The sequence below is a fragment of the Mycobacterium sp. NGS69 genome, assembly GCF_059812165.1.
In genome coordinates this window covers 353,914-367,508 of sequence record NZ_JCALCD010000005.1, presented here as the reverse complement: position 1 = coordinate 367,508, position 13,595 = coordinate 353,914, and the positions used below count along the sequence as shown (strand labels likewise).

At 67.2% G+C, this 13,595-nt stretch carries 13 protein-coding genes; 7 read left to right on the top strand and 6 right to left on the bottom strand.

Translation table 11 applies throughout. From position 1 onward, the window contains the following. Positions 1–4 precede the first annotated feature (4 nt). The 3 genes from AC5Y2S_RS17720 to prfB are packed head-to-tail and all read right to left on the bottom strand — an operon-like array spanning position 5 to position 2,572. Positions 5–481, bottom strand: coding sequence for an Rv3103c family proline-rich protein (locus tag AC5Y2S_RS17720; RefSeq protein WP_499901216.1), 477 nt, complete (start codon positions 479–481; stop codon positions 5–7). Continuing rightward, positions 478–1,476 (bottom strand): mechanosensitive ion channel family protein, encoded by a 999-nt coding sequence (locus tag AC5Y2S_RS17715; protein WP_499957321.1) that lies wholly within the window; start codon positions 1,474–1,476, stop codon positions 478–480. The genes AC5Y2S_RS17720 and AC5Y2S_RS17715 overlap by 4 nt, the downstream gene beginning before the upstream one ends. Beyond that, the gene (gene prfB / locus AC5Y2S_RS17710) at positions 1,466–2,572 is read right to left on the bottom strand and encodes a peptide chain release factor 2 (protein WP_499957320.1); all 1,107 of its coding nucleotides are present in this window, start codon (positions 2,570–2,572) and stop codon (positions 1,466–1,468) included. Before prfB ends, AC5Y2S_RS17715 begins: the two co-directional genes overlap by 11 nt. 142 nt (positions 2,573–2,714) lie before the next feature. Between prfB and AC5Y2S_RS17705 the strand changes: the two genes are divergently transcribed. After that, positions 2,715–4,085: an FAD-dependent oxidoreductase gene (locus AC5Y2S_RS17705; protein WP_499957319.1), complete on the top strand. Its 1,371-nt coding sequence runs from the start codon at positions 2,715–2,717 to the stop codon at positions 4,083–4,085. A gap of 9 nt (positions 4,086–4,094) precedes the next feature. On the opposite strand, the gene AC5Y2S_RS17700 is transcribed toward AC5Y2S_RS17705, so the two are convergent. Next, positions 4,095–4,736, bottom strand: coding sequence for a response regulator (locus tag AC5Y2S_RS17700; protein ID WP_499957425.1), 642 nt, complete (start codon positions 4,734–4,736; stop codon positions 4,095–4,097). Between the two features lie 18 nt (positions 4,737–4,754). Next, positions 4,755–5,546: a universal stress protein gene (locus AC5Y2S_RS17695; protein ID WP_499957318.1), complete on the bottom strand. Its 792-nt coding sequence runs from the start codon at positions 5,544–5,546 to the stop codon at positions 4,755–4,757. A gap of 304 nt (positions 5,547–5,850) precedes the next feature. Here AC5Y2S_RS17695 and AC5Y2S_RS17690 point away from each other — a divergent pair, with 304 nt between their 5' ends. The 4 genes from AC5Y2S_RS17690 to AC5Y2S_RS17675 all read left to right on the top strand — a co-directional run bounded on the left by AC5Y2S_RS17690 (position 5,851) and on the right by AC5Y2S_RS17675 (position 10,869). Further along, positions 5,851–8,067, top strand: coding sequence for a nitric-oxide reductase large subunit (locus AC5Y2S_RS17690; RefSeq protein WP_499957424.1), 2,217 nt, complete (start codon positions 5,851–5,853; stop codon positions 8,065–8,067). A 3-nt stretch (positions 8,068–8,070) separates the two neighbouring features. Next, complete coding sequence (locus AC5Y2S_RS17685; RefSeq protein ID WP_499957317.1) at positions 8,071–8,697, top strand: hypothetical protein; 627 nt, start codon at positions 8,071–8,073, stop codon at positions 8,695–8,697. Further along, complete coding sequence (locus AC5Y2S_RS17680) at positions 8,694–9,491, top strand: slipin family protein (protein ID WP_499957423.1); 798 nt, start codon at positions 8,694–8,696, stop codon at positions 9,489–9,491. Before AC5Y2S_RS17685 ends, AC5Y2S_RS17680 begins: the two co-directional genes overlap by 4 nt. Positions 9,492–9,711: 220 nt before the next feature. Then, on the top strand, positions 9,712–10,869 hold the full coding sequence (locus AC5Y2S_RS17675) for a PPE family protein (protein ID WP_499957316.1): 1,158 nt from the start codon (positions 9,712–9,714) through the stop codon (positions 10,867–10,869). Here AC5Y2S_RS17675 and AC5Y2S_RS17670 read toward each other — a convergent pair. Then, positions 10,866–11,195 (bottom strand): hypothetical protein, encoded by a 330-nt coding sequence (locus tag AC5Y2S_RS17670; protein ID WP_499901222.1) that lies wholly within the window; start codon positions 11,193–11,195, stop codon positions 10,866–10,868. The genes AC5Y2S_RS17675 and AC5Y2S_RS17670 overlap by 4 nt on opposite strands. Positions 11,196–11,294: 99 nt before the next feature. On the opposite strand from AC5Y2S_RS17670, the gene hisN reads away from it, so the two are divergent. Together hisN and AC5Y2S_RS17660 are read left to right on the top strand one after the other, a co-directional pair. Further along, positions 11,295–12,074, top strand: a complete 780-nt coding sequence (gene hisN / locus AC5Y2S_RS17665; RefSeq protein ID WP_499957315.1) for a histidinol-phosphatase — start codon at positions 11,295–11,297, stop codon at positions 12,072–12,074. 89 nt (positions 12,075–12,163) lie between these two features. Then, entirely contained in the window at positions 12,164–13,573 is a 1,410-nt protein-coding gene (locus tag AC5Y2S_RS17660) for an acyl-CoA dehydrogenase family protein (RefSeq protein WP_499957314.1), read from the top strand. Positions 13,574–13,595 lie beyond the last annotated feature (22 nt).

Here is a 13,595-nt window from a genome sequence, read left to right as displayed (position 1 = left end):
CAAGTCAGCCGGCCGGTGGCGGGGAACTCGGCGCCGGACCCGGCCCCGGCTGGGGCAGCTGCGGCGGCGGTGGCGTCGGGCTGGTACTGGGCGGGCAGAACGGCGGCGGCAGCAGACACGGCGGCGTGGGCAGCTGGAACGGCGGCGGCGTGGTCGTCGTCGTGGTCGGCGGCGTGGTGGTCGGCGGCACGGTCGTCGTCGGCGTGGGCGTGAACGTCACGGTGGCCGGCGGCTGCTGCACGCGGCTGCGTGGCACCCAGGTGTAGTTCGGGTCGGGCACGAACCCCGGCGGCACCACCTGCGGGGCCGGCGGCTTGGGTGCCGTTTCCGGACGGTAGGTGTCGTAGACCCACCACACGGCGAAGAACGCGACGATCAAAACCAGCGTGGACGTGCGCATCCGGCCGCCGAACAGGTGGCTCCAGCGCCGTCGTTGCTTGTCCTCGCTGCGCCTCTCGAGGATGCTCACGGTGAACTTCACCGCCGTTGCACCGCATCTTCGGCTTTGCCGTCGTTCGACTTCTCGGCGGCCTGGGCGGCCGGCACCGAGGGGTCGTCCTCAACCAGGCCTATCGTCGCGTCCGCCGCGGTCACGATGCCCACCCGGGCCAGCGCCCGAATGACCAGGACACGCAACTGCCGCCCGACCTCGAACTGTTTGCCGGGCAGGGTGCGGGCCACCACACGCAGGGTGACGGTGTCGACCTCGATGCTTTCCACGCCCATCACGGTCGGCGGGTCCAACAGCAATTCCCCGAGCACCGGGTTCTCCATCGCGCGGTCGCACTCCTGGTGCAAGACCTCGTTGACCCGGTTCAGGTCGGCGCTGGTCGACACCGGGATGTCCACCACCGCGCGCGCCCAATCCTTGGACAGGTTGACCACCTTGACGATCTGCCCATTGGGAATGGTCAGCACCTCGCCATCCGGCGAACGCAGTCGCGTCACCCGCAATGTCACGTTCTCGACGGTGCCGGTGGCTTCCGTAGCGGAGACGACGGTCAGGGTGACCAGGTCACCGAACCCATACTGCTTCTCCACCAGGATGAAGAAGCCGGAAAGCAGATCCCGCACCAACTGCTGGGCACCGAAACCCAGCGCGGCGCCGACCACGGTGGCGGGCGCGACCAGTCCCCCCACGGAAAACTGCAGCACGTCGGCGATCTGCATGATGACCCAGATGCCGATGATGACGACCGACACCCAGGAGATCACCGACGCCAGCGCCTGACGGTGCTTGGACGTCTCCGAGCGCACCAGCGCGTCGCTCTCGGCGAAGCCCTCGGTGAGCTGACGGGTCACCTGTTGCGCCACCCAGTTGACGAACCGGGCCATCAGCACCGCCGCGATCAGCACCATGACGATGCGCAGGCCGCGGGTGATGATCCATTGCCCGGCTTCGCCGCGCCAGAAGTCGTGCCAGCCCAGCGCCTTTAGCGAAGCGGTCGATGCAAGAACAGTCGTATTAGTCGTCATCTTTTCGGTTGCGCCACCGGATTCCCGCTTCCAGGAACCCGTCGATGTCTCCGTCCAGGACGGCGGCCGGATTGCCCACCTCGTAGTCGGTTCGCAAATCCTTGACCATCTGATACGGGTGCAGTACGTAGGAGCGCATCTGGTTACCCCAGGAGCTGCCGCCCTCACCCTTCAACGCGTCCAGCTCAGCGCGTTCTTCTGATCGCTTGCGCTCCAACAACTTTGCCTGAAGCACTCGCATCGCCGAGATCTTGTTCTGCAGTTGCGATTTTTCGTTCTGGCAAGTCACGACGATACCCGTTGGGATGTGTGTTAAACGAACCGCCGAGTCGGTGGTGTTCACCGACTGACCGCCCGGACCGCTGGAACGGTAGACGTCCACCCGCACGTCGCCGTCGGGGATGTCGATGTGGTCGGTGGTCTCCACCACCGGAAGCACCTCGACTTCGGCAAAGGACGTCTGGCGCCGGCTCTGGTTGTCGAACGGGCTGATCCGGACCAGCCGGTGCGTGCCCTGCTCGACCGACAGCGTGCCGTAGGCGTACGGCGCATGCACCGCGAACGTCGCGCTCTTGATCCCGGCTTCTTCGGCGTAGGAGGTGTCGAACACCTCGACGCCGTACTTGTGTTGCTCGGCCCAGCGGACGTACATCCGCATCAGCATCTCGGCCCAGTCGGCCGCGTCCACCCCGCCGGCGCCGGAGCGGATGGTGACCAGCGCCTCGCGCTCGTCGTACTCGCCCGACAGCAGCGTGCGCACCTCGGCGGCCTCTATATCGGCGCGCAGCGCCTTGAGTTCGGCGTCGGCCTCGGCCAGGGCGTCCGCCGCATCCTCCTCGGCCGCCAGCTCGTACATGACCGGGAGATCGTCGAGGCGCTGCCGCAGCTCCTCGATGCGGCGCAGTTCCCCCTGGGCGTGGGATAACTGGCTGGTCACCCGCTGCGCGTTGGCCTGGTCATCCCACAGTTTGGGATCGGACGCCTCGTGCTCCAGCTTCTGGATGCGGCTGCGCAGACCCTCCACATCGAGCACCCGCTCCACCGTGGTCAGGGCGGAGTCCAGGGCGGCGATATCGGCTTGACGGTCGGGTTCCACAGCCGCCCACGTTACCGGCGACGAATGCACAGCTCGTCGTCCGGGCCGCAGCGTTTAGCATCAGGTGACCAGTACGTGCAGCCCGGACCGCGACGCTCAGCCCCCTTCGCGCGTGGCCCGGCACGACCCAGAAGGCTGGAGCATGCGGCCATACCACATAGCGATCGTCGGCTCCGGGCCGTCGGGATTCTTCGCAGCGGCGTCCCTGCTCAAGGCGGCCGACGCGGCGGAGGACGTCGACGTGACCGTCGACATGCTCGAAATGCTGCCGACGCCCTGGGGGCTGGTCCGCTCCGGCGTCGCGCCCGACCACCCGAAGATCAAGTCGATCAGCAAACAATTCGAGAAGACCGCCGAAGACCCCCGGCTGCGCTTCTTCGGCAACGTGGTGGTCGGTGAGCACGTGAGCGCCGCCGAACTCGCCGAGCGCTATCACGCGGTGATCTATGCGATCGGGGCGCAGTCGGATCGGTCGTTGAAGATCCCGGGCGAGGATCTGCCGGGCAGCATGGCCGCCGTCGAATTCGTGGGCTGGTACAACGCGCACCCGCACTTCGAGCAGGCGACCCCGGATCTGTCGGGTGCCCGGGCCGTGGTCATCGGCAACGGCAACGTGGCGCTCGACGTCGCCCGCATCCTGGTGACCGATCCCGACGCGCTCGCCCGCACCGACATCGCCGACCACGCCCTGGAGTCGCTGCGCCCGTGCGGCGTCGAGGAGGTGGTGGTCGTCGGCAGGCGCGGGCCGCTGCAGACCGCGTTCACCACGCTGGAGTTGCGCGAGCTGGCGGACCTCGAAGGGGTCGACGTGATCGTCGACCCGGCGCAATTCGACGGCATCAGCGAGGAGGACGCGGCCGCGGCGGGCAAGACGACGAAGCAGAACATCAAGGTGTTGCGCGACTACGCCGCGCGCGCGCCGCGGCCCGGGCACCGTCGCATCGTCTTTCGCTTTCTGACCTCGCCGATCGAGATCAAGGGCGACGGCAAGGTCGAGAGCATCGTGCTGGGCCGCAACGAACTCGTCAGCGACGAGAGCGGGCGGGTGGCGGCCAAGGACACCGGCGAGCGCGAGGAACTGCCGGCCCAGCTGGTGGTGCGGTCCGTCGGATACCGCGGGATGCCCACGGCGGGGCTGCCTTTCGACGACGCCAGCGCCACGATCCCCAACACCGACGGCCGGGTGCATGGCAGCCGCAACGAATACGTCGTCGGGTGGATCAAGCGCGGGCCGACCGGTGTGATCGGTACCAACAAGAAGGACTCCCAGGACACCGTCGACACCCTGCTGAGCGACCTGGCCGGCTCCGAACAACAAGGGGCGCTCGCGGCGTTCCCCCCCGACCACGCCGGCACGCTGGCCGATTGGCTGGCGTCGCGGCAGCCGAAGGTGGTGACGTCCGCCCACTGGGAGGTCATCGATCGCCACGAGCGTGCGGCCGGCGAGCCGCACGGGCGTCCGCGCGTCAAGCTGCCGAGCGTGGCCGAGATGCTACGAATCAGCCACGGCTGACGGGGCGCCTCAAAACCATTGGCGGTAAGTGCGATTGGGCTGGCGCGCCAGACCCAATTTGACCAGCAGGCGCGACACGTGGTTCTTGACGACGTCTTCGGCAAGCAACGTCCGGTCGGCGATTTGCCGGTTGGTCAGGCCGTCGCCGAGCAATCCCAATAACGTTCGTTCCCGGTCGTTGAAGGCCCACACGCCGTCGCTGTTCTCGATGGTCCACCACAGTCTCGCCATCAGTGCCGCCGCGGCCTGGGTGTCGAGCAGCGAGCGTCCGGCGCCCACTTGTTTGATGGCGGAAGCCAATTCCATTCCCTTGACGTCTTTGACGACATAGCCGCTGGCGCCGGCCAGGATCGCGTTCAGCATCGCCTCGTCGGAGGTATGTGACGTCAGGATCAAGCAGCGCAGATCCAGCATGCACGACAACAGTTCGCGGCATAGTTCGACGCCGTTGCCGTCCGGCAACCAGTCGTCGAGCACCGCGACGTCCGGGCTGATCGCGGGAATCGCGCTCATCGCTTCGGCGACGGATCCGGCCTCGCCCACGCAGTCGAGTTCGGGGTCCGCACAAAGCAAATCGACCAGGCCGCGCCGCACCGGCTCGTGATCGTCGACCAGAAACACCCTCAGCGTTGTCCGGCCGGAGCCCAACAGACTTCCCACCCGCACGCCCTACAGGTTGCTCGAACGCGTGGCGAGAACGGAGGTTCCCGGGTTGTGCGCGCCGCACAGGTCGTGACAGGCGCGCACGTCGGTGACCAACAACTGGTCCCGCTCGCCATCGGCGGCCAGGTATTCCTCGAGGGTCCCGCGGACGACCGCGAACTCGACGCGCACCTTGGGATACGCGCGGGTCCAGCGTGCGAGGCGTCGCCTCAGCTGGGCCGCCGCCGAACGTTTCGTGTCGGCATCGCCCTCCCCCGCGGCCACCACGATTGCCAGCAGCGGAGCTTGCCGCAGTGTCGCTTCCTCGAAGGCGTGACCCAACGCTACGGCGTTGTCCGCCTGCACGATGACACGACTGACCTTGGCGGTTACCGGCCCGCCCGCCGGGCGGCGGACGACGGCCACCGGGCAGAGCGCTGACGCGGCCAGGCTCGCCGAAGTGGAGCCGACCCCATGCGCGGCGTGGTTGAGTCCGATGGAGCCGACACAGATCATCGCCGCCGACCTCGACTCTTCCATCAGCTTGGCAAGTGGGCTGCCCCAAAGGATTTCGGCTTCAATCTTCACCTGCTCCCCGGTCGCCTCGACCACCCGACGGGCGTCGTGCAACACGGCGCGGGCGGCGGCCAGTCGGCGGTCGTGGGCCCAGCGCGGCTGAGAATCCGGGCGGGCGACCACGTACACCAGTCGCAGCGGGATGTCGCGGCTGACCGCCTCGTCGACCGCCCAGCGCGCCGCATCGGTGGCGGCTTTCGACCCGTCGACACCGACGACGACAGTCGGGGCTGGCTGAAGCATCGCGGTCTCCTATTCGTCCCCCTCGACGCTATTGAGAAAAGACTGGCGCGACCCAGGGGCATTCGGTTCACAAATGGGGGCCATTGGTCCCTATCGATGACGGCGTGGGACTGTTGCCGCGCGCCGAGAACCGGTTGGATGTCTAGGTGGCATCGCCGCAAGCGAGACCCTGGGCGGTGCGGCCGTCGCCGAAAGGGTACAGCGCGAAATGACACCTCAGGATTTGTCGTCAACGCCGCAATCGAATCAGCCGTCGTCGCTACCCCTGGTTTCGAGAGCCTGGCTGCAGGGCGTCGCCCTGGTGATGATCTTCGGCTTCCTGGTGATGGGCATCCTGGCCTACCGCACCTACTCGGCATCGATGCCGCTGCCGGACCGGGTGGTCAACGAATCGGGCCAGCTCCTCTTCACCGGCGACGACATCACCCGGGGCCAGGAGATATACCAGGCCCGCGGACTGATGGAGTACGGGTCGGTGTTGGGACACGGCGCCTACCTGGGGCCCGACTACACCGCCGAGTACCTGCGGATGGCGACCGATGACGTCGCCGACCAACTGCGCGCGCAAGGCGTGGCCGACCCGCGCGATCGCGTGGTCACCGAGTTCCGGACCAACCGGTTCAACCCCGACACGAAGACGTTGGTGTTCACCGAGCGGCAGGTCGCCGCGTTCGACCGCATCCAAAGCCACTACGCGGCTTACTTCGGTGAGAACTCGACCAAGTACGGGCTGCTGCCCCAGATGATCACCGATAAGGCGCAGATCCGCGACCTGACGGCGTTCTATGCCTGGACGGCGTGGGCGGCGGCGGCCGAACGCCCGGGCCACAGGTACAGCTACACCAACAACTGGCCGGCCGAGCCGCGAGTCGACAACGGTCCCACCGCGCCGGTGATCGTATGGTCGGCGCTGTCGCTGATCGCGTTGCTGGGCGGCATCGGAATCATGTTCGCCGTCTACGGGCGGTGGAGCCAGAAGGTCGGCTGGCACAGCGCCGAGGCGTCGACGCTGTCGTTTCGCCAGCCCGGCGAGGTGAGCCTGACGCCCGCGCAGCGGGCCACGATCTGGTTTTTTGCGATCGTGTCGGTGCTGTTCTTGGCTCAGACGCTGTTGGGCGCCGCCGCCGAGCACTACCGCGCCGACCTGTCGACGTTCTTCGGCCTGGACCTGGCGCGCCTGCTGCCCTACAACCTCGCGCGCACGTGGCACGTCCAGCTGTCGCTCTTCTGGACCGCGGCGGCGTTCCTCGCGGGCGGCATCTTCCTGGTGCCGTTCATCGCCCGTCGGGAGCCGCGCCGCCAGGGCTTGCTGGCCTACGTGCTGTTGGGCGCGGTCGCGGTGGTGGTGTTCGGCTCGCTTATCTGCGAGGCCCTTTCGATCTACGGGGTGATTCCCCACGGCTCGCTGGTCTCCCAGCAGTGGGAGTATCTCGACCTGCCGCGACTGTTCCAGATCCTGCTGATCATCGGTCTGTTCGTATGGATCGCGATCATCTGGCGCGGCATGCGCTCCCGGCTCAGGGGCGAGTCAAAGATGAACATGCCCTGGTTGTTCTTCTTCTCCGGGCTGGCGATCCCGGCGTTCTACGCCGTCGGACTGCTGGCCAGCAGCGGCGCGCACTACACTGTCGCGGAATTCTGGCGGTTCTGGGTGGTGCACCTGTGGGTGGAGGACTTCCTCGAGCTGTTCACCACCGTGATGGTGGCGTACATGTTCGTGTTGCTGGGCGTGGTGCGCGAACGAATCGCGCTGGGCGTCATTTTCCTTGACGTCATCCTGTACTCCGCGGGTGGCGTCATCGGCACGATGCACCACCTGTACTTCTCAGGCACCCCGGTGGAACACATGGCGCTGGGCGCCTTCTTCTCGGCCGCCGAGGTCATCCCGTTGACCTTCCTGACCGTCGAGGCGTGGGCCTTCCTGCAGCTGGGTTCGCGCCAGCAGGCGGGTGACAGCAAGCCGTTCCCGCATCGCTGGGCGGTGATGTTCCTTGTCGCCGTTGGGTTCTGGAACTTCCTGGGTGCGGGGGTTTTCGGATTCCTGATCAACCTGCCGGTGGTGTCCTACTACCAGATCGGCACGGCGCTGACGGCCAACCACGCGCACGCGGCCATGATGGGGGTCTACGGCATGCTCGCCGTCGGGCTGGCTATGTTCGCGTTCCGCTACGTGATCCCGGCGGACAAGTGGCCGGAGAAGTGGGCGCGAATTTCGTTCTGGAGCATGAACGTCGGCCTGGCGTGGATGGTGTTCGTCACCCTGCTGCCGCTGGGTGTGCTGCAGCTCTACCATTCGGTCAGCGACGGCTACTTCGAGGCGCGCTCGCTCGGCTACATCACCAAACCCGGTAACGCGGTGCTCGAATGGCTGCGGCTCCCGGGTGACGTCATCATGATCGTCGGCGGAGTCCTGCCATTCGTCTGGATCGCCTGGACCGCGCTGCGCAACTTCCGATCCGGTTCGGCCGTTCGCGAGTGGACAGAGCACCCGCTCTACACCGATTCCGTGGCGAAGGACTGAACGGTGACTCCGCCGGCCACATCGGTGTGGCTGATCGCCGGGTACTCGCTGGCATTGGTGGCAGTCGGATGGAGCTTTGACGGGATGGCGCGACGAGCCTCGGTGCGGGCGGCGCGCTGGCGCACGGGTCAATTCACCTATCGGCCCGACCACGACGCCTGGGTGTGTCCCCAGGATCACTGGCTCTGGCCGAGCTCGTTCGATCCCCGGCACCGGGTGATGCGCTATCGGGCGTTGCCGGTGGTGTGTAACAGCTGCCCGGTCAAATCGAGTTGCACGACATCGGATCACGGCCGCGAGATCAGCCGGGAAGTCGATCCGTGGCCGCATTCGGATGCGGGGCGATTCCACCGGGGAATCGCCTGCTGCGTGGCCGCATTCGGCGTGGTGCTGCCGCTCGCGACGCTGATCACCAACCACTCCATCAGCGAGGCGCTGGTGCTGACGGGCGCGGCGGTGCTGGTCGGGCTGCTGGGACTGCCGCTGGCGCAACACCTTTGGAGCACCCCATGCAACGCGCCGGAACACCTGCCGCACCGCACTGCGTACGAGGATCAGGTGGCCGCCGCGATCGACCGATACTCGACCCGATGGGGCGGTTGGGAAGGCAAGGAGGACAAGGAGTCGTGACTGCATTTGTGATCGCCGTCGTCACCGCCGTCGTCACTATCTTGGTCGTGCTTTCGTTGCTGTCACTTACGGTGTTGCGCGAGTACGAACGCGGGGTCGTGTTCCGAATGGGCCATGTGCGGCCGCTCTACCGTCCCGGGCTTCACTTGCTGGTTCCGCTGGTTGACAAGATGATCAGGGTCGACCAGCGGCTGGTGACGCTGACCATCCCGCCCCAGGAGGTGATCACCCGCGACAACGTGCCAGCCCGGGTCAACGCCGTCGTCATGTTCCAGGTGATGGACCCGCTGAAAGCGATTCTGGCGGTGGAGAATTACGCGGTGGCGACCTCGCAGATAGCGCAAACGACGCTGCGCTCGTTGCTGGGCCGCGCCGACCTGGACACCCTGCTGGCACACCGCGAAGACCTCAACAACGACCTGCGCACGATCATCGAGAAAATGACCGAAGCGTGGGGCATCCTGGTTCGGGTGGTGGAGATCAAAGATGTCGAGATCCCCGAATCGATGCAACGGGCGATGGCCCGCGAGGCCGAGGCCGAACGCGAGCGTCGCGCCAAGGTGATCAACGCCCGAGGGGAACTGCAGGCATCGGAGGAGTTGCGCGAAGCCGCCGAGACCCTTTCGAAGAGCCCGGCTTCACTGCAGTTGCGCTATTTGCAAACGCTGCTGGAGTTGGGAGCGGATCAGAACTCGACGGTGGTTTTCCCCCTGCCGGTTGACATCATCACCCCGTTTCTGCGGCACCCCGAGATATTGCAGGGCATCGCCGACGGCTTCAGCCGCCCTGGGTGACAGTTCGCGGCGGCATTAACGAATTTGGCGATTTTCAGTTGTGGGCAAGATAGGGCGGCCGTCATCGTCTGACCCACTTGCCTTTTCGTCCTAAAACTCCAGTACAAACGCGGATTCGCGCCTACATTCTTATGACCACCGCCAATGGGACGGCGGAGGAAAAAGTGCCGATTCGGGTTCGGCACGGTTCACCAGGCACACCCATAAGGGAGATCTGACAATGGATTACGCCTTTTTTCCGCCCGAAATCAATTCCGCGAGGATGTACAGCGGCCCCGGTTCCGGGTCGCTCATGGCCGCGGCGGGAAGCTGGGACTCGCTGTCCGCCGAATTGGGCACCACGGCCGAGACCTATGGCTCGGTGCTCTCGACCCTGACCACCCTGCACTGGCACGGCCCGGCGTCGGCGGCGATGACCGCCGCGGCGACCCCGTATGTGGAGTGGCTGACCACGACCGCCCAGCAGACCAAGCAGACGGCCATGCAGGCCAGGGCCGCAGCGGCGGCGTTCGACCAGGCGTTTGCCATGACGGTGCCGCCGCCGCTGATAGCGGTCAACCGCGCGCAGCTGCAGGCGCTGATCGCGACGAACTTCTTCGGCCAGAACACCGCGGCGATCGCCGCCACCGAGGCCCATTACGCCGAGATGTGGGCCCAGGACGCAACCGCGATGAACGGCTACGCGGTCAGCTCGGCGGCCGCTTCCCGGTTGACCTCGTTTGCGTCCCCGCAGCAGAACACGAATTCCGACGGCGTGGCGGCGCAGAACGCCGCGGCCAACCAGGCGGCCGCCAACCCGTTTTCCGATTTGTACTCGACACTGCAGGCGTGGAGCGATGAGATTTACGACAACCTGAACGCCCTGCTGAAACTCAGCCCCATTCCCATCACCGCCAACGGCCTAGACAGCCTTAACGTGCTCGACGGCATCCTTGCCACGAACACGGCGACGAGCTCGCTGGCCAACATCGAGGGCATTCCGGTTTCGCTGATCGGCGCCCAAAGCAACCTGACGTATCTGGCCGGCGTGGCCGGGCCCGCGCCCGCGCTCGGGCCGATAGGGCTCGGGCAATTGCAGGGTGCGGCCAGCGCGACGGGGGCCGGCGGATTACCCAACGCGATCACGGTGGGCATGGGCCGGGCGAACGCGATCGGGCCGATGTCGGTGCCGGCCAGCTGGTCCGCGCCGTCGACCAGCAGCATCTCGGCGCTGCAGCCGGCCGGCCTGACCACGCTTGCGGGCACCGACGAGTTGGCCGGTTCGGGCTACCCGGGTGTTCCCGGGATGCCGGCGGGGACGTTGGCCCGGGCCTCGGGCGTCCTGCCGCGCTACGGAACCCGGCTCACCGTGATGACGCGCCCGCCCGCGGGAGGCTAGGCGGCCGGCGGCTGGGCCGGGGCGAACCTCCAGTTGTCCGGGTTCTTCGGCGAATACACGACCGGGAGCAGCTGGCCCACGGCCGGCCAGTGGTCGACGTCGACCGCCATGCGCTGATACACCTCGTGCTCGTTGACCGTTGGTCCGTTGATGACGCCGGCGACGGTGACGTATTGCTCGCCGGCCGCATCCGGCCGCGGGCTGACGCCGGTCACCAGCAGGGTGCCGCTCGCGAGCTCACCGCGGGGGCCACGCGGGGCGAACCGCTGGGCAAGCGCCACCCCGAGGACCGCCACGAGCAGGATCAGCACACCGTATTCCCACATCCGGCCATGGTAGGACTGCTCCATGAGCCGCGCCTGCGACGATGCAGAACGTAGTGATGTGGGGGTACCACCCGCTTGCGGGGGAGAGGAGCGGCGCCAATGACCGAGGACGATCTGGCGCTGGCGCTCGCGCTGGCCGACCGCGCCGACGCGCTGACCTCCGCGCGGTTCGGCGCGCTTGACCTGCACATCGACACAAAACCCGATCTGACGCCGGTCACGGACGCCGATCGCGCGGTCGAAACCGAACTGCGCGGCGTGCTGGGGCGCGAACGGCCCCAGGACAGCATCGTCGGCGAGGAGTTCGGCGGGACCGCCACCTTCAGTGGGCGGCAATGGATCATCGATCCGATCGACGGCACCAAAAACTTCGTGCGCGGGGTGCCGGTGTGGGCCAGTTTGATCGCGTTGCTCGAGGACGGCGTTTCGTCGGTCGGCGTCGTGAGCGCGCCGGCCCTGCACCGTCGCTGGTGGGCGGCGCGTGGCCGCGGCGCGTTCGCCTCCGTCGACGGCGGTCCCCCGCGATCGCTATCGGTTTCCTCAGTGGGACAACTGGATTCGGCCAGCCTGTCGTTCTCCAGCCTGTCGGGGTGGGCGCAGCGCGGGCTGCGCGATCGCTTCGTCGGGCTGACGGATGCGGTGTGGCGGGTGCGAGCCTACGGCGACTTCCTGTCCTACTGCCTGGTCGCCGAGGGAGCGGTCGACATCGCCGCCGAACCGGAGGTGTCGGTGTGGGATCTGGCGGCGCTCGACATCCTGGTGCGCGAGGCGGGCGGGACGTTCACCGGCCTGGACGGGACCGCGGGCCCGCACGCCGGCAGCGCCGTGGCGACCAACGGTCTGCTGCATGAGCAGGTGCTTTCGCGCCTGCGGGCCTAGTCTTTGTGAATTAGTTAACACGCGGTCGCTTCTATCTTACTCCGGAGTAAGATAAGTTCCATCCGCGACGCCCATCGACAGAGGCTGAAATGACCGACACCCGTTCCGGTTCAAAGCAGACTTCAGAAAACAACCGCTCACGGTCCAAGCGGCACGGCCGCAAGACCGGCGTCGGGCTGCAACCGCACAAGCGGACCGGCATCGACATCACCCTGGCGCTGCTCACCCCGCTGGTCGGCCAGGAGTTTCTGGACAAATACCACCTGCGTGACCCGCTCAACCGGGGCCTGCGCTACGGCACGAAGACCATCTTCTCCACCGCCGCCGCCACGTCCCGCCAGTTCAAGCGGGCCCAAAACCTGCGCGGCGGACCGGCCCGGCTGAAGTCCAGCGGCAAGGACTACTTCGACCTGACCCCCGACGACGAGCAAAGGATGATCGTCGAGACCCTCGACGAGTTCGCCGCGGAAGTCCTGCGTCCCGCGGCGCACGACGCCGACGAGGCCGCGACCTACCCACCCGATCTGATCGCGAAGGCCGCCGAGCTGGGCATCACCGCGATCAACATCCCCGAGGATTTCGACGGCATCGCCGCGCACCGCTCCAGCGTGACCAACGTCCTGGCGGCCGAGGCGCTCGCCTACGGCGACATGGGCCTGGCGCTGCCGATCCTGGCGCCGGGCGGCGTCGCCGCCGCGCTGACCCATTGGGGCAGCGCCGACCAGCAGGCCACCTACCTTCACGAGTTCGCCGGCGAGAACGTCCCGCAGGCCTGCGTGGCGATCGCCGAACCGCAACCGCTGTTCGACCCCACCCGGTTGAAGACCACCGCGGTGCGCACGCCGAGCGGCTACCGGCTCGACGGCGTGAAGTCGCTGGTTCCGGCCGCGGCCGAGGCCGAGCTGTTCGTCGTCGGCGCCCAGCTGAACGGGAAGCCGGCACTGTTCATCGTCGAGTCGTCCGCCAAAGGCCTTACCGTCAAAGCGGATCCGAGCATGGGAATCCGCGCCGCGGCCCTGGGCCAGGTCGAGCTGTCCGGCGTGTCGGTGCCGCTGAGCGCCCGGCTGGGCGAAGACGAGGCTTCCGACGAGGACTACTCCGAGGCGATCGCGCTGTCCCGGCTCGGTTGGGCGGCGCTCGCGGTCGGCACCTCGCACGCGGTGCTCGACTACGTCGTCCCGTACGTCAAGGAACGCCAGGCCTTTGGCGAGCCGATCGCGCATCGCCAGGCCGTGGCCTTCATGTGTGCCAACATCGCCATCGAGTTGGACGGGCTGCGGCTCATCACGTGGCGCGGCGCGGCCCGCGCCGAGCAAGGGCTGCCGTTTACCCGGGAGGCGGCGCTGGCCAAGCGGCTCGGCACCGACAAGGGCATGCAGATCGGTCTGGACGGCGTGCAGCTGCTCGGCGGCCACGGCTTCACCAAGGAGCACCCGGTAGAGCGCTGGTACCGCGACCTGCGGGCCATCGGCGTCGCCGAGGGCGTTGTCGTTATCTGAGTCGTCATCTAGGTCGTCATCT

Bases quoted from the DNA above. Each gene is read 5' to 3' on its own strand.
- AC5Y2S_RS17715 (WP_499957321.1), bottom strand. From the start codon at position 1,476: ATGACGACTAATACGACTGTTCTTGCATCGACCGCTTCGCTAAAGGCG.
- AC5Y2S_RS17675 (WP_499957316.1), top strand. From the start codon at position 9,712: ATGGATTACGCCTTTTTTCCGCCCGAAATCAATTCCGCGAGGATGTAC.
- AC5Y2S_RS17705 (WP_499957319.1), top strand. From the start codon at position 2,715: ATGCGGCCATACCACATAGCGATCGTCGGCTCCGGGCCGTCGGGATTC.
- AC5Y2S_RS17660 (WP_499957314.1), top strand. From the start codon at position 12,164: ATGACCGACACCCGTTCCGGTTCAAAGCAGACTTCAGAAAACAACCGC.
- AC5Y2S_RS17695 (WP_499957318.1), bottom strand. From the start codon at position 5,546: ATGCTTCAGCCAGCCCCGACTGTCGTCGTCGGTGTCGACGGGTCGAAA.
- AC5Y2S_RS17670 (WP_499901222.1), bottom strand. From the start codon at position 11,195: ATGTGGGAATACGGTGTGCTGATCCTGCTCGTGGCGGTCCTCGGGGTG.
- AC5Y2S_RS17690 (WP_499957424.1), top strand. From the start codon at position 5,851: ATGATCTTCGGCTTCCTGGTGATGGGCATCCTGGCCTACCGCACCTAC.
- hisN (WP_499957315.1), top strand. From the start codon at position 11,295: ATGACCGAGGACGATCTGGCGCTGGCGCTCGCGCTGGCCGACCGCGCC.